The sequence below is a fragment of the Comamonas sp. DB36 genome (assembly GCF_057914905.1).
Window position 1 is genome coordinate 311,352 of sequence record NZ_CP196633.1, and the last position, 20,428, is coordinate 331,779.

Annotated in this window: 16 protein-coding genes; 4 read left to right on the forward strand and 12 right to left on the reverse strand. The window is 66.0% G+C overall.

All coding sequences use genetic code 11. The features are described from left to right. Positions 1-200: 200 nt before the first annotated feature. Complete coding sequence (locus ACSVDO_RS25810; RefSeq protein WP_489597419.1) at positions 201-386, reverse strand: hypothetical protein; 186 nt, start codon at positions 384-386, stop codon at positions 201-203. Between the two features lie 624 nt (positions 387-1,010). Between ACSVDO_RS25810 and ACSVDO_RS25815 the strand changes: the two genes are divergently transcribed. From ACSVDO_RS25815 to ACSVDO_RS25825, 3 genes are all read left to right on the forward strand, one after another. Next, positions 1,011-1,865, forward strand: coding sequence for a hypothetical protein (locus ACSVDO_RS25815; protein ID WP_489597421.1), 855 nt, complete (start codon positions 1,011-1,013; stop codon positions 1,863-1,865). Next, on the forward strand, positions 1,862-4,117 hold the full coding sequence (locus tag ACSVDO_RS25820; RefSeq protein ID WP_489597422.1) for a UvrD-helicase domain-containing protein: 2,256 nt from the start codon (positions 1,862-1,864) through the stop codon (positions 4,115-4,117). Before ACSVDO_RS25815 ends, ACSVDO_RS25820 begins: the two co-directional genes overlap by 4 nt. Before the next feature lie 683 nt (positions 4,118-4,800). Next, positions 4,801-5,421 (forward strand): flavin reductase family protein, encoded by a 621-nt coding sequence (locus ACSVDO_RS25825; RefSeq protein WP_332535914.1) that lies wholly within the window; start codon positions 4,801-4,803, stop codon positions 5,419-5,421. A 137-nt stretch (positions 5,422-5,558) separates the two neighbouring features. Here ACSVDO_RS25825 and ACSVDO_RS25830 read toward each other — a convergent pair whose 3' ends face one another. The 9 genes from ACSVDO_RS25830 to ACSVDO_RS25870 are packed head-to-tail and all read right to left on the reverse strand — an operon-like array spanning position 5,559 to position 16,864. After that, the gene (locus ACSVDO_RS25830) at positions 5,559-6,713 is read right to left on the reverse strand and encodes an MFS transporter (protein WP_489597424.1); all 1,155 of its coding nucleotides are present in this window, start codon (positions 6,711-6,713) and stop codon (positions 5,559-5,561) included. A gap of 10 nt (positions 6,714-6,723) precedes the next feature. After that, a complete protein-coding gene (locus tag ACSVDO_RS25835; protein WP_489597425.1) occupies positions 6,724-7,851 on the reverse strand; it encodes an FAD-dependent oxidoreductase in 1,128 nt (375 codons plus the stop codon). Between the two features lie 22 nt (positions 7,852-7,873). Beyond that, on the reverse strand, positions 7,874-8,200 hold the full coding sequence (locus ACSVDO_RS25840; protein ID WP_489597427.1) for a Rieske (2Fe-2S) protein: 327 nt from the start codon (positions 8,198-8,200) through the stop codon (positions 7,874-7,876). Between the two features lie 13 nt (positions 8,201-8,213). Further along, the gene (locus tag ACSVDO_RS25845) at positions 8,214-9,146 is read right to left on the reverse strand and encodes a VOC family protein (protein WP_332535920.1); all 933 of its coding nucleotides are present in this window, start codon (positions 9,144-9,146) and stop codon (positions 8,214-8,216) included. A gap of 11 nt (positions 9,147-9,157) precedes the next feature. After that, on the reverse strand, positions 9,158-10,330 hold the full coding sequence (locus ACSVDO_RS25850; RefSeq protein ID WP_489597429.1) for an alpha/beta hydrolase family protein: 1,173 nt from the start codon (positions 10,328-10,330) through the stop codon (positions 9,158-9,160). A gap of 2 nt (positions 10,331-10,332) precedes the next feature. Further along, positions 10,333-12,750 carry an efflux RND transporter permease subunit gene (locus tag ACSVDO_RS25855; RefSeq protein ID WP_489597431.1) on the reverse strand — a complete coding sequence of 806 codons (2,418 nt, stop codon included), beginning with the start codon at positions 12,748-12,750 and terminating at the stop codon, positions 10,333-10,335. Next, positions 12,747-13,826 carry a WD40/YVTN/BNR-like repeat-containing protein gene (locus ACSVDO_RS25860; protein ID WP_489597432.1) on the reverse strand — a complete coding sequence of 360 codons (1,080 nt, stop codon included), beginning with the start codon at positions 13,824-13,826 and terminating at the stop codon, positions 12,747-12,749. The genes ACSVDO_RS25855 and ACSVDO_RS25860 overlap by 4 nt, the downstream gene beginning before the upstream one ends. A 4-nt stretch (positions 13,827-13,830) precedes the next feature. Further along, entirely contained in the window at positions 13,831-15,171 is a 1,341-nt protein-coding gene (locus ACSVDO_RS25865) for a DUF1329 domain-containing protein (protein WP_489597434.1), read from the reverse strand. A 19-nt stretch (positions 15,172-15,190) separates the two neighbouring features. Further along, positions 15,191-16,864: a DUF1302 domain-containing protein gene (locus ACSVDO_RS25870; protein ID WP_489597436.1), complete on the reverse strand. Its 1,674-nt coding sequence runs from the start codon at positions 16,862-16,864 to the stop codon at positions 15,191-15,193. Between the two features lie 223 nt (positions 16,865-17,087). Between ACSVDO_RS25870 and ACSVDO_RS25875 the strand changes: the two genes are divergently transcribed. Further along, positions 17,088-18,023, forward strand: a complete 936-nt coding sequence (locus ACSVDO_RS25875; protein WP_489597438.1) for a LysR family transcriptional regulator — start codon at positions 17,088-17,090, stop codon at positions 18,021-18,023. Between the two features lie 161 nt (positions 18,024-18,184). Here the strand turns inward: ACSVDO_RS25875 and ACSVDO_RS25880 are convergent, their stop codons facing one another. After that, the gene (locus ACSVDO_RS25880) at positions 18,185-18,616 is read right to left on the reverse strand and encodes a peptidase dimerization domain-containing protein (RefSeq protein ID WP_489597440.1); all 432 of its coding nucleotides are present in this window, start codon (positions 18,614-18,616) and stop codon (positions 18,185-18,187) included. Between the two features lie 21 nt (positions 18,617-18,637). After that, a complete protein-coding gene (locus ACSVDO_RS25885; protein WP_332535936.1) occupies positions 18,638-20,344 on the reverse strand; it encodes a zinc-binding metallopeptidase family protein in 1,707 nt (568 codons plus the stop codon). Between the last annotated feature and the right edge of the window lie 84 nt (positions 20,345-20,428).

The following is a 20,428-nucleotide window of genomic DNA, read 5'->3' on the forward strand; positions in this document are numbered from 1 at the left end:
CAGTGAAGACTGCGTTTGGCTGCAAGCTGGGCTACATCTGCGGCGAGCCTTCGTTTCGCGCCCTGGATGCCAGCCAGGGACTCCCGCAGCCGGAGATTCCGGGCCTGATCTTCTGCATTTCCAGGACGGCATTTCCGCGGCGGGCATCTGCGGCTTCTGCGCTCCTCTGCAAAACAATATCAGCCGCGCCATCACCGCCCTCAAAGCCAAACGCGTGGTGCGCCGCGATTGCTCGCCGGCTTAACCATCCTCATCAGCGCAAAGGGCAGGCGCATGCACGACACCGTCATGCCGGCGCTGGAAAGCAGGAAAACGACATGATGTCTTGCGTATCGGCCGCGGAACGCTTGACGTTCGAAGGCTTGCTGCAGCAGCTTTGTGCTCATGTGCCTGAGTGGAATGGCAAGGAGCATTGGCGGTTGTGAGCTACTTGCGTTGAACGTCTTGTGTGGGCTTGCTGCAGGTCACAACTTGCTGTGGGAGGGCAGATGGGCGGAAATGGTGGTTTGGTTTCGCGGCAGGGTGACTTTCCGCCGTTGGGCAGCGCATTGCTTCAGTAACTCTACCGCCTGCTGAATCGCGTTGACTGCTTACTTTGAAAGCTTTGGCCGTTCGGACTCGGGATGGGAGTAATAGGTCGGGTGGTTTTGTTGGATGACCGTTGCAGGCTGGGTGCTGCCGTTCGCTTCGCAAAGGCGAATGTCGGCTGCCATCGGAAACGGCCATTCGGAATCAGCGGTCGAAGCTGACAGCTGAGTTGACGGCCGCCGTCACTTGAAGAACTTCGCCCGGATTTCCGGTCGAAAGGATGTGAGCCTCTCTTTGATGCTAGAAGGCATTTACCGGATCCGGGGCGATTCAAAGTCACTGCGGTTTCGGTGCTCGCCTGACGAGTTTTTCCAGTGAATTGCGGTTCCAGTCGCAAAAAACAGACATCCCGCCCCGCCGCGGGCCGAAATGTTGTTCCCCTTCGGCTATAAATGCGAAAACATCGGCAATCTAGGAGAGACATGGAAGATTGCGAGCGAGTCGATGCTGCCGAACCTGTTCGGCAAGGCGACGTAATGAAGCGCGTACGGGGCGACGGCGAGTCCAACCTAGTAGTCGTGGTCACCGCAGACTGCGACATAACCAACGGGAAGTATGGCGAAGCAGGCCTGGCATGTGTCCAACTAAACCTGCTGGCCGATCACGTGTTGGGCGAGCATTCGCGGGACCTTGCGCAGGGGGCGCTGAAGAAGCGCTTTGAGACGGCCACCGATTGGGTCAACAAGCGCTGGCGAGACAAGAGCCCGGACAACGGGGAGCTCTCGCTGGAACGCGTGCGAGCCTGGATCTTGTCGTCCACGCCTGAAGAGATAGAGGCTGAGCTGAACCTGCCTATTGATGACCCCAAGAGTTTCTTGAAGCGGGAGTGCGCCGCACTGAGGGCAGCACAGAACTTCATCGATGCGCCGACTGATCGCTACTCGGCAATCGATGCCCTCTGCATATTGCAGGTGAAGGCCAGAGGCGCGCAACTGAAGACCGTGTTTGGAACACTGAACCCCAAGGACCTACCACTGGACCTGTTCTACGTCTCCAGCGTCCCGGACGTACCAGGTTTGGCTTTTGTCGCGAAGCTGCGTGCGCTGACCTTCATCCCGTTCGAGCGCAGCTTTACCTCATTGGACGCCGCCAAGGACGTCGACCACAGCTTCGTCCGCGTTGGACGCCTAGCTCCAACGTTCCGCCACGCGCTTGCGCAGCAATTCGGCATGCTCTTCGCGAGGATAGGGATGCCCAAGAAGTTCGAGGCGGACCGCAACGCCGCCTTCGGGTTGATAGCTGAACAGATCACGATTGAGATGGAAGCGCTGCAATGACAAACGCGATTGCAATCGACTCGTCGGCGCTGGATCGCCTGCAAGCCGGGTTCGACTTTGATGTCGACTGGTTCACTACATGGTCTGAGGAGTCTCTGCCGGAAGGCGTCGCGCGAGTTGAGGTCGGCAAAACCATCTACCTCCTGGGCCCAAAGGCAGAATCCGATTCGAATCTACTGGTCATCGAGATCAAGGAGAAGGGTCTGTTCGACCTGCTGGGCGCCAAGCACAGGCCCGAGGCCTTTATGCGTCTGGTTCGTCTGGGACGATCTGTTCCAACGGCGGGTCGGCATCCGCTGCCTACCTCCTGGGCTCCGTTTCAAGCAAAGAGCCTCGTCTCCTTTCGCTCCAACAATGGCGCGTCCGGGGAGCACGCGCGAATCGAGGCCGATCTGAACCCTCGCGGAACCGGCCACATCTTTGCCTACAACGTCCACCGGGAAAAGAGCGACCTGTACAACGTCGAGGTCGACTACACCGCATTCGACGCCGCTGTGGCCGGACTGGACGACGCGGTGATTTCAGTGCTGTCGCGGCCTCCGGAGGCGCCACGCCGAGATGACACCAGGGTCGAGTTGCCCGTGCTAGCGAATCGCGTCACGCTCGGTCGCAGCTTGGATGCGTGGCTGAACGGTTTGCTCACGCAGGCGCAGATGGACTTCGTCAACGTGCCGCTAACGAAGAGCTTGCGGCTCGTTGGCGCGGCTGGCACAGGCAAGACGCTGTCGCTGGTCGTCAAGTTCGTGAGCGAACTCAGAAAGCGCGTCAATGACACCGAGGGCTATCGCGCGTTGTTCCTCACGCACAGCCAGGCGACAGTCGAGCAGATCACCCAGGCGATCAACTCCATGGATCACGACGGGATCTTATCCAGAGGCAAGTCGTCGTTCTTCAAGATATGCACCCTGCAGGAGTTGGCCAACGAGGCGATGAAGTACGACCTCGACGGCCTAGAGCCGCTATCTTCCGACGGCCTGGAGGGACGCACACTGCAGCTGGAAGCTATTGAAGCCGAGATCGAGCGCGTCCAGCGCAGCGACTGGGTGACTGCTAAGGCCCGCTGCAGCGAAGGCTTCCGCAGGGGGATGTCGAGCAGCCGCGGCACGCTGGCGTATCGGACGTTCGCGAGGGAGGTGGCTAACGAGATCGCGTGCGTCCTTGAGGCCGATGGCGTGAGGCAGTCTGCTGCGCGCCGGGAGCGCTACGTCAACGACAATCGTAAGGCCTGGATGATGTCCTTGCCTGAGCCCGAGGATCGGCGCGTCCTCCTAATGATCTACGACCGCTTCCGAGCGTTCTTGAAATCGATGGGCGTGCTCGGCAACGACCAGATGATTGCTGACTATCTGGGGTTTCTAGATAGCAACCGCTGGGACAACATCAGGCAGCGTGAGGGCTTCGACACCGTTTTTGTGGATGAGCTTCACCTGTTCAACCGGCAGGAGCGAATGACGCTGCATCACCTTATGCGCGACGACGCCAAGGCACCGGTCGTGGTCATGGCCTACGACAGCAAGCAGAGCGTTCGTGACACCTTCAATGGCCTGCACGACGCGCCGGGCGGGGTAGCAGGGCTGTCCCGCGATATGCGCCTGGGTGATACCGAGCGGTTCGATCTCACCGAGGGCTTCCGGTACACGCCGGAGATCGCGCGCGTGTTGGAGTGGATCGATCAGGGCTTCCCGGCTGCTGGCATCTCTGAGGAACTCGGATTCGACTGGCGACCGATTGGCCTGGGAAGCATGAAGCAGAGCGGCTCGCGGCCCATCCTGGTTCAGGCTAAGAACACGGTCGAAATCTGGAACTGCGTCTTCCCGCGCGCCCACGACAGAGCAAAGTCGCTGCAGAAGGGTCGACGCGTGGCGGTACTGTGCGCCAGCGAAGCGCTCTTCAAGAAATACTCAGAGGCCGGGCAGTATGGCGACTGGTTCCTGCCCGTCTCCGACAGAGAGCAGCTGTCCAACCTTCGGCACGCCGGCAGGCGCTTCGTCTTCAGCATGCCGGACTTCGTCGCGGGTATTCAGTTCGACACCGTCTACCTCATTGAGGTCAACGACGGTGAGGTCGAGGAGGGGCCGTACGCAACAGGCGCCTTACGCCGGTTCGTGTCGACGGTCTACCTCGGGGCAAGTCGAGCTGAGCAGGTACTGGAGATCTACTCGTCCCAGGAGCGCGGTGGTCCGTCGCGTATTTTGCGACACGCCATGAACCACGGCGCGCTGGATGTGATCGACATCGGTGACCTGCCGTGAGAGATGGCGTGCCTCCGATCATGACTCGGGGCTGTGTGAGACTCAGCTTGAATCGCTCCGGGTGTCTGTAGACACCTTCGCGACTCAAACTGAGACCCGATTGGAGCCAGAAATTGGCGGTCATCGGCGCGGCGCGTGTCGTCTGATTGACAGCTCACCGCCGCTGAAACCTCTGGCAAGTGACGTTCGCGCCCCCCAATCGCTGTGGCCAGTGACCGCGGGCCGGCGGTCAGCGTGAGCTCGTCCTGCGGCGACGAGAGGCAGCAACCGCTGCAAAGCAGTAGTAAGAGCATGAAGACAAGCTTTGCTGGATGCCGACGGTCAGGACTCGCCCGCCGAGTGACCATAGCCTTCCAAACCGGTTATTTAGTAGGTACGGAGGTCAACCTCCAAGACAATAAGTTCGGCCAGAATTGGCCCTATGCAGCCGCAGGAGGGTGTGCATGCTCCGGGCAGTAACTGCTCTCCCAATTCAACGGGATGCCTTCCAAACGCAAAGCCAGACGCTCTTCGTCCGTGATGAGGCGCGAGCGCCGTGCAAATCGGCCATGGCGACGGATGAGACCTCAGGTTTGGAAGACCCCGCTGCAGCCCGACGTCCCCATCACGCCGCTAGACTTGCACTATCGTCCCCGAATGCCGTTGGGCATTTCCCTGCAGGCCTGACGCTAGAACAACCCGCGATGAAAACCGACTCTCATACCTACGAGCCCCGCAATGGGCACGGACTGCCGCACGATCCCTTCAACGCCATCGTCGGCCCGCGGCCGATAGGGTGGATTTCGAGCCGGAGCGCGAGCGGCCGGGTCAATCTGGCGCCCTACAGCTTCTTCAACGCCTTCAACTACGTCCCGCCCATCATCGGCTTCTCCAGCATCGGTTGGAAGGACACGGTGCGCAATATCCAGGAGACCGGCGAGTTCGCGTGGAACCTGGCCACGCGTGAGCTGGCCGATGCCATGAACCAGACCTGTGCGGCCGTCCCGCCGGAGGTCGATGAGTTCGAGCTGGCGGGGCTGGAAGCCGTGGATTCGGAGTTGATACGGGTGCCCAGAGTCGCGCAGAGCCCGGTGACCTTCGAATGCCGATTGACCGACATCCACCAGTTGCGCACCGCCAGCCATGAGCTGGTTCCGTCCTGGCTGGTGCTTGGGGAGGTGGTCAAGGTCTACATCGATCATCGGCTGCTCAAGGACGGTGTGTTCGACACGGCCAATGCCGGCGCGATTCTGCGCGCGGGCGGCCCGGCGGACTATTTCTCGATCGGCGAAGCGCAGAAGTTCCGCATGTATCGTCCCAAATAACAGCTCGCATTCGCCTCTTCGAGAAAGCCAGGTGAAGGTTGGTTATCAAAGGCAACCCTCAGCCCTGAGCTCACCCTGGATGCGTCGCTGACCGCAGTTTGGCGAGCCAAGCCAAACGCGGCGGATTCCGCTCCGACTCAAGCCAGAGCCCGCTGCTGCGGCGTAGCCCCCGTGGCGGGCAATCGCGAAAAGCACAGCAGCGCGACAACGGCAATGGCCGTGGCGGCGATCGCCAGGCTGCCATAGCCGAATGACTTGACCAGCGTTCCGCCCAGCACCGGGCCTATGGCCGCGCCGGTCATCAGCATTGCCGGCGTCGCGGCGAGCGCGCGGCCGCTAGGGTCCAGGCGGGCGAGCAGGCCGAAGGCAAAGGTGTGCGTGAAGATCATCACCGCAGCGAACACCGAAGCGGCGAGCGCATAGGCGATGAACTGCGTCGACAGCATGATCACGCAGACCAGCAGCGCCTGCAGCGCGGCGCCGCCGAGCAGCACGCGGCGCGCGTCCAGGCGCTTTTCGAGCAGCGCGGCCAGCGCGGGCGGAGCGAAGTTGACTATGCCCAGCGCGACCAGCACGCCGGTCACGGCCGCCGCGCCAAAGCCGCGGTCGCTGCCCACGCGCTCGAGAAAGCTGAAGGTCATGGCCTGCACCAGGCCCATGCAGGCAATCCCCACGATGCCGCACCAGACGACGGCCGGCAGCGGCGCGCGCCCCTGCGCCTGGACGGGCGTGCGCACGGCATCGGCCACCGGGAAAGCCAAGGCGGCGGCCAGCGCCGCCACCACCATCACGCCGCCGAACACCTGGAACAGCACCGGGCCGCCGAGCTGCGCCACCAGCGGCGGCGTCGCGCCCATGAACGCGATGCCGAACACCGCCAGCGCCATGCCCACGATGGCGAACAGCCGGTGCGGACGGCCGCTGCGCGCTATGGTGCCGTGGGTGGCGCTGAGGGCCGCGCCCGAGGCCATGCCGCTGAGCGCGTGCAGCACCGCCAGTGTGGCGAAGTCGCTTGCGCCGGCCGCGACGCCGAAGCCCAGCGCCGCCAGGCCAAAGCCCAGCGTTGCCACCAGGCGCCCGTTGAGCAGGTCAAAACGTGAAGCCAGCGCGATGCTGGCCAGCACCGCGCCGCCGAGAAACAGCGAGGCCAGCATGCCCGCCTGCTGCGCATCGAAGCGGTACTGCGCGACCAGCGTGCCGACCCAGACCGGCAAGGCCACGAGGTCGACCATGCCGGCGCAGTGGCCTATCATCAGCGCGCTGCGCCCGCGCCTGGAGTCCGTGGTGATCATGGGCGCCACCTCAGATGGGTTCGGCCAGGGCCATCAGCGAGCTGCGCATGATGTGCGCATGCTCGTCCTTGTCGCCGCCCGCGATCTCGATCTCGCCCAGACGCAACGAGTTCTCGACCACCATGCGGCAACGCTCCCAGCGCCGGGCCTCGAACGCGGCCAGCGCCGCGGGCACGCCCTGCGCAGCGCGCGCCAGTTCCTCGGCCAACACCAGCGCGTCTTCGACGCCGATACAGGCGCCCGACGCCAGATGCGGCGTGGTCGCGTGCACGGTGTCGCCTATCAGCACGATGCGTCCCTGAGACCAGGGCCGGGGCACGAGCAGGCCTTCCAGCGGGCGGAACACGATTTGCGACTGCGCGCCTATCTGCGCGCGTATCTCCTGCAGCGCTGGCGCGGCAAAGCCTTCGAGCAGGCCGCGCAGCCGATCGACGAAGCTCGCGGGATCGACATGGTCGTTGGTCGGCCGCGGCTCGGTGACGAACAGGTACATCTCGGTCTTGGAGACCGGGTTGACACCGGGCTTGACGTGCGGGCCCATCCACATGGTCGCGGTGTCGATTCCGGGCAGGCGCGGCAGCACCGCGCGCCAGACCGCCTGGCCGCTGTAGACCGGGCTGGGGGACTGCGGCAGCAGCGCTGCGCGCACCTTGGAATACAGTCCGTCTGCGCCAATCACCAGGTCGTAGCGGCGGCATTGGCCGTCGGTGAACTCCACGTCCACGCCATCTGCGTCCTGCACGAAGCGCGTGAACGTGCAGCCCAGGCGGATGTCGGCGCCGCTGGCGCGCGTCGCGTCGGCGAGAATGCGCGCCAGCACCGGGCGCAGGATGCCGCCGCCGCCGGGCACATCGGCGCCGGCCAGCCGCGGAGTCGGCAGCTCGGCGACCTGGGGGCCGTGCGGCAGGCACAGCCGCACGCCGTCGGCCGCATGGCCTTGCGCAAGAAAGGCGTCGAGAATGCCCAGCTGGCGGAAAGCGCGCAGCGTCGCTCCGCCCAGGCTGATGCCCGCGCCGTAGTTGCGCCAGCCGGCGTCGATCTCGACGAGATCGACCGCATGGCCCTGCCTGCGCAGTTCGATGGCGGCCGACATGCCGGAAAATCCGCCGCCGATGATGAGAATGCATTGGCTTGTCATTTTTTGTCTCCAGTTATTGTTTTCAAGGCACCAGGTGCAGGCTGCCGTCGGGATGCTCTTCGATCGCCACGGGTGTCAATGCATCGCCGAGGCAAGGTCCCAGGCTGCAGACGCCCGTCAGCGGGTCGAACAGCGCGCCATGCGCGGCGCAGACGATATGCCTGCCGGACGCGTCCAGATAGGCGTCGCGCCGCCAGGGCAAGGGTGTGCCGAGGTGCGGGCAGGCGTCGCGCCAGGCGCGCAGCGCGCTGCCGCGCCGCAGCACGAACACCGTGGCCTGGCCCGCGCCTTCGGTGTCGAAGCCGCGCGCGCCGCCCTCGGGCAGTTCATCAAGATGGCAAAGCCGCATCGCGGGCTCCGCCTCAGTGCGCAGGCTTGGCACCGGGAGGGGGACCGCTGGGCGCCCACTTCTCGCGGTGCTGGAACAGGAACAGCTGCGAGGCATCGGCGCCCATGGGCGCCTCGCGTGCCGACCAGTGCTCGTCATGCCGGTCCATGTCGGCGTCGTACTCCACATGGCAGCCCAGCGGCGAATTGAAGTACCAGAACCAGTTGCTGCCGAAGCGATGGCGCCCCGGCCCCCAGAAGCTCTGGTAGCCCTTGTCGACAAAGCGCGTGCCGGCGAGCAGCAGCTCGGTCGGGCCGCCCATATGGAAGGTGAAATGCTCGCAGCCTTTCATGAACGGCGGCGTCTGGATCATGAACAGCGTATGGTGTTCCTGCGTTCCCGCGGGCCGCAGGAACGGGCCCACGCCGAGGAAGCGGTCGGTGCAGACAAAGCCCAGCCGCGTGTAGAACGCTTCGGCCTTGGCGGCGTCGGGAACGAAATACACCACATGCGACAGCGAGCGCGGCAGCGCGGGCAGGCGGTCGTCGACGGCCGTGACATTGGGCGCGCGCTGCGGCGCGGCGCCGGGCGCATTGATCGCCTCGGCGGCCAGCGCCAGGGGACGGCGCACGCTGACCTGGAAGGCCAGCGCAAAACCCAGGTCGTCCACGCAGCGCAGCACGCCGCCGTCGCGGCGCACCTCGCGGTCGCGCCGCAGTTCGGCTTCGATCGCGTCAAGGGTTGCCGCATCGGCGACGCCATAGACGGTCTCGCGCAGCATGCTGGCCGTGCCCATGGCGGGCGCCAGCGTGGCGTCGTCCTTGGCGCGCAGCACTATGCCCGTGCCGTCGAGCGCCTCGAAGAAGTCATTGCCTGCGTCGCGCAGGCCGTAGTCGGTCAGGTATTGCCGGCAGGCCGGCAGGTCGTCGACGCCAAATACCAGTGCATCGGGTCCGAGGATATTCATGGAATGCGCTTTCAGGCCGTGCGGCCCTGCAGGGTTTCGGCGACCCAGTCCGCGATGTACTGGCCGGCGTTGATGCTGTTGTCGAAGCTCGCGTGCTGCACCCCGCCTTCGCGGTCGGTGAAGATCTTGAGTTCGCGCTTGGGGCTGTTGACCAGCTGGTCGTAGGTGCGATGCGCCCACTTGAGCGGAATCTGCGAATCCCGCTCGCCATGCGTGACCAGGAAAGGCACGCGGATCTTCTCGACCACGCCGTCCAGGTGCACATCCTCGGCAATGCGCATGAAGTCATCGATGTCCTTGGCGCCCCAGACCCACTGCACATGGCTCCAGTAGTGCGGCACGGGAAAGCTGCCTTCCTTCTCGAGCCGGCGCTTTTGCACGTCGCGCCAGTCGTGGTTCGCGCCCCAGGCCACGCCGCAGGCAAAGCGCGGCTCCATGGCGACGGCGCGCGGACAGTAGTAGCCGCCCAGCGACACGCCTTCCATGCCTATGCGCTTGGGGTCCACATCGGCGCGCGTCTCGAGCCAGTCCACCACGCGGCTGGCCCAGTGCTCGGTGTCGTAGCGCGCCGTGAGCCCATGCAGGCGCAAGGCCTCGCCCGTGCCGGGCTGGTCGACGATAAGCGAGGACACGCCGCGGCGCGCCAGCCACGCGCACAAGCCCACGCGGTACTTCATCTCCTTGGTCGAATCCAGGCCGTTGATCTGCACCAGCAGCGGGGCCGGGCCCTGCGCCGGTCGGCCGTCCACGCCCAGGGCGCGCACATAGAGTGCCGACAGCACCTTGCCTTCGTACGGGATCTCCACGCGCTCGCAGTTGTCGCCTGCCAGGCGCACCCCCTTGGCGAACACCTCGAGACAGCGTTCGTACAATGCCAGCCGGCCCGGCGCGCCATGCGCCTGCAGCCGCTCGCAGGTGATGTAGTAGGCCGCTGCGCGGCCGTATTTCTCGCCCGCGGACAGCAGGCGCCCGCGCGCCTCGTCTTCCGCGGCGAGCTCGCACAGCTTGTCGGCCATGGCCGCCCAGGTGGCGCGGAAGGCCTGCGTGCCCGCGGCGTCGGGCGCCTTCGCGGCCTCCTGCAGCGGCGCGCACATTTCTTCGATCTCGCCTATGCGCGCGCCCATCTCGATGGCCAGATTGACCGACAGATTCCAGACGTAGTTGGTGGGGAAGTACTTGAACATGTTCAATAGTTGGGAGTGAGAAGAGGTGCCGGCATCGCTGCCGGCCGGGACACCGGCAGCAAGGCCGGCTTGAGAAGGAAATGCGCGAGCGCGGGCAGCAGCACCAGCGCGCCGACCATGTTCCAGAGGAACATGAAAGCCAGCAGCAGGCCCATGTCGGCCTGGAACTTGATCGGGCTGGCGACCCAGGTGATCACGCCCACGGCCAGCGTCACGCCGGTCAGCATCACCACCTTGCCGGTGAACAGCAGCGCGCGGTGGTAGGCCGCAGCCAGGCTCTGGCCGCGGCGCAGCTCGGCCAGCGTGACCGACAGGATGTAGAGCGCGTAGTCCACGCCTATGCCCACGCCCAGCGCGATCACGGGCAGCGTCGCGACCTTGACGCCCATGCCCAGAGCGACCATCAGCGCTTCGGCCAGCAGCGAAGTGATGACCAGCGGCAGCACCGCGACCACCACCGCGCGCCAGGAACGGAACGTGACCAGGCACAGCAGCGCCACGGCGCCGTAGACCAGCAACAGCATCTGCCGCCAGGCGTCGCGCACCACGATATTGGTCGCGGCCTCTATGCCGGCCGAGCCCGCGGCCAGCAGGAACTCGGACTGCGGGCCGTTGTTCTCGCGGGCAAAGGCCTCGACATGGGCCACCACGCGCGCCAGCGTGTCGGCCTTGTGGTCGCGCAGGTAGGCATAGACCGTGAGCAGCGAGCAGGCGTCGTTGTAGAGGCCGCGCGGCGCGCTGGCCGTGGCGGTGTTGAGCATGTCCTGGTTGGGGACGAACTCGTACCACTTGGGATTGCCCTCGTTGAGGCCCGACAGCACGCGCCGGTTGAGCAGCGCCAGGGTGTTGGTCGACTCGACGCCGTCGAGCTGGCGCAGCTGCCACTCGAGCGCGTCCACCTTGTTGAGCGTCTCGTAGTTCGCGCACTGGCCCGGCGGAGTGCGCACCATCACCGCGAGCATGTCGCTGGACGCGCCATAGGCGGCGTTGAGATAGGCGACATCGCGGTTGTAGCGGCTGCCTTCGCGCAGCTCGGGAGCTCCCGGGTCGAGATCGCCGATCTTGAGCTGGGTGCTGGCCGCAAATCCCGCCACGCCCAGCACCAGGCCTGCGGTCACGGCCGCCGCGGCCCAGCGCCTCTCGGTGAAGCGCGTGAGCAGCGTCCACAGCCGGCCGCCCGCGGCAGCGCCTTCCTCGGCGCGCAGACTGAGTGCCGCGGCGCGCGCGCTGACCCCCGTATAGCTCAGCAAAATGGGCAGCAGGATCAGATTGGTGAAGATCAGCACGCCCACGCCCAGCGACGCGGCGATCGCGAGTTCGCGGATTGCCTGGATGTCGATCACCAGCAGCACCGCAAAGCCCACGGCGTCGGCAACCAGCGCCGTGAGGCCGGCGAGGAACAGCCGGCGGAACGTGAACCGCGCGGCCACGAGCTTGTCGGCGCCGCGGCCTATGTCCTGCATGATGCCGTTCATCTTCTGCGCGCCATGGCTCATGCCGATGGCAAACACCAGGAACGGCACCAGGATCGAATAAGGATCCAGCACGAAGCCCAGCAGCGGCAGCAGGCCCAGCTGCCAGACCACCGCGATCAGCGAGGCCAGCACCACCAGCAGCGTGGAGCGCAGGCAGCGGGTGTACCAGTAGACCATGGCCGTGGCGATGGCCACGGCCAGCGCGAAGAACAGCAGCACCGCGCGCACGCCGTCGATCAGGTCGCCCACCAGCTTGGCAAAGCCCGTGATGTGAATGGTCACGCCCTCGCGCTCGAACTGGCTGCGCAGCGCCTCGAGCTGCTCCGACAGCCGCGCATAGTCGATGGCCTTGCCCTCGGCGTCCCTGGCCAGCAGCGGCACGAAGATCACCGAGGAGCGCGCGTCGCGCGCCACCAGCTGGCCGATCTCGCCCGAACGCGCAACGTTGGCTGCGAGCTGCTGCAGGCTGGCCTGGCCGCCGTCGAAACCGTCGGGTATCACCGGCCCGCCTTCGAGGCCGTCTTCCGTGACGCCGAACCAGCGCGTGGTCGGCGTCCACAGCGATTTCATTGCCACGCGGTCCACGCCAGGCAGCAGGAAGACCGCATCGGTCAGGCGGCGCAGCGTGTCGAGGTAGGCGGCGTCGTAGATGCCACCCTCGGGGCCTTGCGGCCGTGCGACGGCGATGCGCACCGCATTGCCCAGGCCGCTGAGTTCCGTCTGGTGCGCCAGATAGTTGGCGATATAGGGATGGCCCGTGGGAATGGTCTTCTCGAAGCTGGCCTGCAGCTGCAGTCGCGTGGCCTGCCAGCCCAGCACCAGCGTCACCAGCGCGCACAGCACGACCACCAGCAGCCGGTGGTTGAACAGCAGACGCTCGACGACCGATCCCGAGCGCGTATCGAAGCGCGCTGCCGTTGGAACAGGGGAGGAGGAAGGCATCATGGTTTGCCTCCGCGCACTGCGTGGATACCGCCTGCGCCCAGGCCCAGCAGCTGCCGGCCCGAAGCGACCAGGCCGGCCAGCGGCGCCTGGGGCGCATGGTCCAGCGCCTGGAGTTCGGCGCCCTGCAGACGCAGCACCTGGCCCGCCTGATTGGCCAGCAGCACTTCGCTTCCCATCGCAAGCGAAGCGGTGATGGAAGCGGGACGCGGATTGGCGATCTGCGCCCAGGCGTTGCCGCCATCGACGCTGCGCCAGACATTGCCGCGCAGGCCGGCGAGCAGCAGTTCCCGGCCCGATATCTCGGCCGTGAACCAGCTGCCCTGGTAGGGGCTGGCCAGGGCCTCGAAGCTGTGCCCGTTGTCGCCCGAGCGCAGCAGCAGACCTTGTTCGCCCGCGAGCACCACGGTATCGCCGCTGCGGCGCGCGACATAGAAGTGCATGGCCTTGGGATTGGGCAGGCGCCCCATCCAGGGCGTCCAGCTCTGGCCGCCGTCGTCGGTGGCGAATGCCAGGCCGAAAGCGCCGACGGCCAGATAGCGCCTGGCGTCCCAGAGCAGCACGTCCAGAAACGGCTTGTCCGCGCCTTCGGCCACAAGGCGTTCAGCGTCGCGCATGGCCGCGGCATCGCCGCCGCGCTGCGCAGCTTGCAGCGCGAGCTGCGCCAGACGCAGGCCGTCGAGCCGGCGCGTCCAGGTGTCGCCGCCATCGCTGCTGGTCAGCACCGTGCCGCCGTGTCCCACGGCCACGCCATGGCGTGCATCGGCAAAGCGCACCGCCGTGAGCGTGACGCTGGTGGGCAGCGCCACCTGGCGCCATTGCGCGCCGCCATCGTCGGAGACGATCAGCAGGCCGCGCTCACCCACGGCCACCGTGCGCTGGCCCGCGCTGGCCGCGCCCAGCAGCACGGCCGCTGCCGGGCGTTGCACCATCACTGCGGGGCGTTCAGCGGCAGCGCCCACCGGCGCCGCGGGTGTCGCGGCGCCTGCGGCACCCGCGCCGACCATCAGGCCCGCGCACAGGGTCGCGGCTGCGCTCGCGCGCCAGGTCGGCGCGCTGGAGAAGAAAGTGAACATCATGGCCTCAGCGCAGGCCTTCGCCGGCCATGGCTTCGGCGGTGAAGTGCGAATCGGCGCGGCGCGGCACGATGCGGTAGTGCTGCTTGCGCTCGTTGACAACGCCGCTGGCGTACCAAGCGCCGCTGATCAGGTCGTTGAAACCCCATTGCTGCTGCGGCGTGGTCGCCGGCAGATCGGGCATCACCACCGGATGGGACCAGACGGTCTTCCACAGCTGGCCCTTGGCGTCCCAGCGGTCGGCAAGCACCGCGACCCAGGTGTCCTCGTCTATGTAGTAGCGCGAGCGCGCGGCCTGGTGGCGCTGGCCGGGCTTGAGCGTGGCCTCGAGCACCCAGACGCGGTGCAGCTCCCAGCGCACATGGTCGGGGTTGAGGTGATTGGCCATCAGCAGCTCGCTGTCCTTCTCGGGCTGGTGCATGCGGTTGCTGTTGTAGGGAATCAGCATTTCGCGCTTGCCGACGATCTTCCAGTCGTGGCGGTCGGTGCGCCCGCTCAGCACGTCGACCTCGTCGAAGCTCGCGACGCCGCTGGAAGCCGGCGTGGGCGTGTCGCAGCAGGCGTTGGGCAGCTTGCGCACGCGGCGCTGGCCCGTGAGGTAGACCCAGTTCGCGGTCTTGTCCTGGTCCACGTTCTGCCGGCCCACCAGGGCTTCGCCGGCGCGCACCGCCGGGCCCGAGTTGAGCATGCGAATCATCCAGTACTCGCCGTTGTACTTCGCTTCCTGGCCCTGGGCGTAGTACGGCATCTGGAAGTCACCCGTGGCTTCGACCGACAGCACGCTCTGGCCGTTGGCCGTGCCAAGATAGCCGCGGAAATCGGTCTGCCAGGCTTCGCCGCGCCAGTGCATCTCGTGGTTGGCGATGATTTCCTTGGCGGTCTTGGGAATGGGAAACGGAATGCCGCCGAACGCGTCGCGCAGGATTTCGCCGTCCAGCCTGGCCGAGGTCGCGTTCTTGAACGTGTTGTCATAGACCCATTGCGGCGCAGCCGCGGTGCGCAGCGTCTTGTAGACATCGATGCGAAACGTCGGATACTTCTTCAGCAGCGCCTGCGTGCCATCGGTCAGCTTGTCGGCATGCTGGGCCATGTTGGCGGCGTTGATCACGTACTGCGGCTTGTCGCCGGCGAATGGGTCGCCGCGGCGCCCGCCGTTCTTGAAGCCGGGCATGGCTGAGGTGTAGCCGCCGGTCCAGGCGGGAATGGAGCCGTCCTTGTTGCCCGCGCGCTCGGCGCCCAGGGGCGTGAGTTCGGTCTTGAGCCTCGCGGCCTCTTCGGGCGTGGCGCCGGCCTGGGCGCCCAGCGCCGCCATCAGCAGCACGGCGGCGGCAATCGTTGAATGCTTCATGTCTGTCTCCGTATCGTTCTTAGAAAGTCGTGCGCAGCGAGAGGCTCAGGAAGTTGCGGTCCTTGAGCGACTGGCGGAACTGGGCGTTGTTGTTGTTGTCCAGCGTCGGGCCTTCCTTGCCCAGGTAGTGCACGTAGTTCAGCGAGCCGGTCCATTTGCCCAGGTAGACCCCCGCCAGGCCGATGTTGAAATCGCCGCCCTTGTCGACGCCGAAGCCCGGGCCCACGGCCGACGAGCGGCCCCAGCCATAGCCGATGCCCACGCTGGGCGTGAGGTCCAGCCCGGGCAGCACCTGGCGGTACGACGGCGCGTAGACCATGCGCAGCGCCGTGGCGTCGCGGTCGGTGTTCGGGTTGAGCAGCTGCGCGTTCTGCGTGACCTTGAGCCGGCGGTTCCAGGCGATCTCGCCCAGAAAGCTGGCTTCACGCGCAATGAAGCTGGGCCCCAGGCTCGCGAGCCAGGAGAACTGCGCGTGTCCGGTCTCGCCCACGGCATAGCCCGGGTTATCGCGGTTGTCGTAGCGCGTGCCCACGCCTATGGCGGGAATGACCGACAGCCCGCTGCTGGACAGCGGCGCATTGCGGCGCAGCGACATCTCGCCGGCCAGGCCCCATTCGCCCACGGTCTTGGCAAAGCTCGCACCGAACGCGCTCACGCCTTCGTGGTAGACCCAGCGGTAGCTGCTCGCGCGCAGCGCCGGCGGCGCGCCGCTGAGCGTGTTCCAGATGTTGCTGGGCGTGCTCGCGTGGTAGCGGATGGCATAAAAGCCCAGATCGGTGTCGATCGCGTCCACGCGCCAGCGCAGCTGCAGCCCGCCCTGGCCGCCGTCGCGCGCATCGAGATCGGCCTGGCGCACGAACGTGCCCGTGGGGCCGGCATTGATGCGCTCAGCGCCCGGGCCCATCGCGTCGCTGGCAGACAGATAGCTGCCCACGGGCGCGAGCCGGGTCTTTTGCCACTCGTAGGACCAATACGCGCCCACGGCGACATCGCTGGACAGCTGCACCTGGCCCGAGAGCTTTCCCGTGGGGCGCACGGTTTCCTTGAACTGCGAGTTCGGCACCGACAACAGCTTGATCAGATCGAGCGGCGCCTGGCCGCCAGCGATGCCGTTGACGCCGAAGAACAGGCTCTCGCCCCACAGCAGCGTGTGCCGGCCCAGGCGCACGGTCGCGGGCCTGTCGGCCAGGTCGAACTTGCCGAACACGAAAGCGTCAAGCACTTCGGCCTTTCGGCCCATCAGCGAACGCGTGTCCGACGTGAACTCGCTGGCCGGCGTATGGTTGGCGCTGATGCCGGGGTTGTCGGTGGCGCGGTGGTAGACCGTGTCGTACCAGGCCGCGGCGCTGATGCGCCCGCCCCAGTTGCGGCCGGTCACATCGAGCTCGCTGAGCAGATCGACGCGGTTGGAGACCAGGCCCTTGCCGAAGTTGTTGTCGCCATCGTCCTGGTTGAGGTTGTTGGCGCCGATCACGCCCGCCGGCCCGAACTGCGTGCTCGACAGCCCCGGCGAACGGTCCTTGAGCCGCAACGCATTGCTGTACTTGAGCGTGTTGTCCCAGCGGATCTTGAGGTCGGGATTGCCGGTATCGAACTCGAAGGCCTGGCTCGCGCTGCTCGCCAGCAGCGCGGCCGCGGCGGCTGCCAGGGTGCGCGCCGCCCCGGCGTGGCGAAGGGATGGAATCGTGGACATGGAAGGGTTTGTCTCCGTTGCATGGGGCCTTGCAGGCCGGACATCGGCGGGCACTTTGGAGTGCGCTCGAACCGCGTTTTTTCTAGTAGTGCGGCGAGTGTAGGAAGCGGCTTGCATACTGGAAAATGGTTTGAATCCATCCCTGCCATCGACGGCGCAAATACTTTTCGGGTTAACCCGCGACTTGCGCACAGCCAGTACGATGCGGCCCGAGGAGACCCCGATGCGCTTCAACAAACTTGATCTCAACTTGCTGGTGGCACTCGACGTGCTGCTGATCGAAGCCAGCATCAGCCGCGCGGCCGAGCGGCTGCACATGAGCCAGTCGGCCATGAGCAATGCGCTGGCCCGGCTCAGAGACTATTTCGACGATGAACTGCTGGTGCAGGTGGGCCGGCGCATGGAGCTGACGCCGCGCGCCGAAGTGCTCAAGGACACGGTGCGCGACGTGCTGCTGCGCATCGACAGCTCGGTCGCGGCCAAGCCCGAGTTCGTGCCCGCCAAATCCGACCGCGAGTTCCGCATCTTCGTCTCGGACTTCACGCTGGCCACGCTGATTCCACATGTTCTGGCGCGCGCCCATGCGCAAGGCCCCGACATCCGCTTCTCGCTGCTGCCCCAGGTGCTCGAGCCCACGCGTTCGCTGGACCGCGCCGAAGTCGACATGGTGGTGATGCCCAGCGAATACTGCTCGGCCAGCCACCCGACCGAAGACCTGTTCAGCGAGCGCTTCCAGTGCGTGCTGTGGCGCGACAGCCGGCTGGCGCAAGGCGATCTGAATCTGGAGCGCTATGTCGCGGCCGGCCATGTGCTCACGCTGCCGCCCGCGACCAACGCGAGTTCGCTGGAAGACGGGCTGTTCAAGCGCCATGGGCTGGAACGCCGCATCGATGTCACCAGCTTCAGCTTTGCCTGCGCGCCCGCCCTGGTGGTCGGCACCGAGCGCGTTGCGACCATCCACAGCCGGCTTGCGCGCCAGGCGGCGCGCCACCTGCCCATCGTGGTGCGCGAAGTGCCGGTGGCGCTGGGCGAGATGCACCAGGCCATGCAGTGGCACCGCTACCGCACGCGCGATCCCGGCATCGAATGGCTGCGCCGCGTGTTCCACGACGCGGTGCGCGACATGGATGCGGCAGATTGCGTGCTGCTGGGCGGCTGAGCGCCGCGCATGCACTCAGTCGGCGCTGGCCCCCGATACCTTGACGATACGGCCCCATGCCAGCGCCGGCCGCATTTTTGCCCAGACCGGCCACGAAAAATGCCAGTCAGCAGCGCACTGACTGGCATTTGCCTGCAGCGCCCGCGCTCACGGGCAGGCGGTCATTGCGGCTTGACCGCGTAGCGTATGTCCGCCGGCGCGCCCGCCGTCAGGTCGCCGGCCTTGACATTGCGGAAGGCGTTTTCTGCCGCGGCGCCGACCTTCGCGGACTCGGTCACCTTGGCCAGGAAGTCGCCGGCCGACACCCCCGACTGGGCGTTGAGCGTGGCGACGAACTTGCCGTCGGAAGCAATCGAGTTGACCGAATTACCGCCCGTCAGATCGGTCACGACATAGCTGCCTGCAGGCAGTCCCGACTTCTGCAGCGCCATCACCGCGCGCGCTGCCGCGTGCAGGGCGCTGGTGCGGCCGTAGTTGCTGCTGCTGTGGCCTCCCGGCCCCTGGAACTCGACCAGCACGGAGCTTTGCGCATGCGCGAGCCCGGCGCCTGCGGCCATGGCGGAAAAGACAAGGGTAGAGATCAGTTTTTTCATGGTGTCACCTCTTGTTCTGGCTTACTTCACGTCGCGGGTGCGCACGCCGATGGGATCGAGCGCCGGGGCAATGACGCCGCCGTCGGCGAGGTTGTAGCCCGAGGCGATCAGCACGGCGGTCAGCGCGCGCTGGATGCGCTGCGTCTCGCGCGCCGGATCGCCCTTGGTGCCCCATTCCCAGAAGGCATGGGTGCCGCCGCTGGCCACATTGGAGGCCAGCGACCAGTTGTAGGTCGGCACACCGGTGTTGGCCGGCACGTTGTCGTTCAGGCTGCTCGAGCCTGTGGGCACCTTGGCCACCTCGTCCACGCCCACGCTCTTGGCCGCCTGCCAGCCGGCCTGCAAGGCGATGTTGGCCGTATTGCCATTGACGAAGGCCGGACGCAGGCCATACCAGACCTGTTCCAGGCCGACCGCGTCGCCCGCGCCATCGGCCTTGCCGTAACGCGCGTTTTCCGCCGCGACGCCGGCCTTGAAGGTGGGCTCGATGCCGCTGCGGATTTCATTGAGCGTATCGGTGCGCTCGCTGCGCATGTCCACCAGCAAGGTACAGCTCGGTATCACGCTGCTGCCCGCGGCCGGCGCCTCGCAGCTCGACTGGCCCACGGTGTAGGTCGTCTTCACCGCATCGGTGCGCAGCTCGGAAGGCGTCTTCAGATCGGCAATCCTGGCAATGGTTGCGGCCATGGCTTCGACCGCGCTCGGGCCATTGCCGGCAATCGCGGGCGCCTTGAACTTCATCTCGAAACGATAGCTGCCCGTGAAGTTGATCGCACCGCCGCCTTCGGAGCCGAAATTGGCCACGATATTCAGCGGATTCGAACCCGTGCCCTTGTCCTGGTCGAAACCATAGAGCTGCTTCATCCCGGCCAGATTGCCCTTGCCCTCTTCGCCCGCCGTGCCGCAGATCCACACGTCGTACACGGGCTTGATCCGGTATTTCTTGAACATCTGCGCCAGGGTGAACAGGCTGGAGGTATTGCCCATCGCGTCGGAGTAGCCGGGCACATACATGCGCACCGCACCGCCCTGGCGGGCCGCGGTTTCGGTCGCGAACCAGCGGCTGGCTGCCGCGTAGTTGGCGTCCTCCACAATGCGTCCGCGGTCGTCGAAAGCCAGCTCGCGCGAAATGGCGGCCAGCTCCTCGGGCGTGTTGACCACGGCTTCGGTCATGGGCTGCAGCTTGATCGGCAGGAAAGGCTTGCTCGCCGGCGGCAACACCTCGGGATTGACCACGTCGATGTGCGACTCGATCAGCACCTTGGGGTATTGCCCGTTGTATGCCTTGGCGCCGGGCGAGCTCGAGTAGCTGCCCTTGATCTCGACACAGGCGTTGTAGACCGGCAGACCGTCCACGATCTGCACGTCCGAACCCGGAAGATTGCCGTCGGCGCGGGTCTTGACTTCGCTTGCGGCAAAACCCCATTCGGCGACCATGCGGCGATGCACTTCCGCCGCCATGCGGTGCTCGTAGCGCGAGGGCGAAGCGATGCGCACCAGCTCCATGTGCTGGTTGAAGCGCGCCTTCTCGCTGGCGGGCGTTTTAAGATCCGCCACGATGGCCTGGATGTTCTTGTCTGCCACGAGCTTCTGCGCTGCCGCGGAAATTGCCGGATCGATGGCGGGAACGCCATCGACGATGCTGGTGGACTTGGGGGTGGTGTTTTCGCTGGCGTTGTCGCCGGAACCGCCGCCGCCGCACGCGCTCAACAGCAGGGCTGTCGACATGGCGTAAAACAGAGGTGCCCGGTTCAAGGTTGGCTGGCTGATCATGCTGGTTACTGCTCCCGAGAAAGTGCCTGCATAGGGATC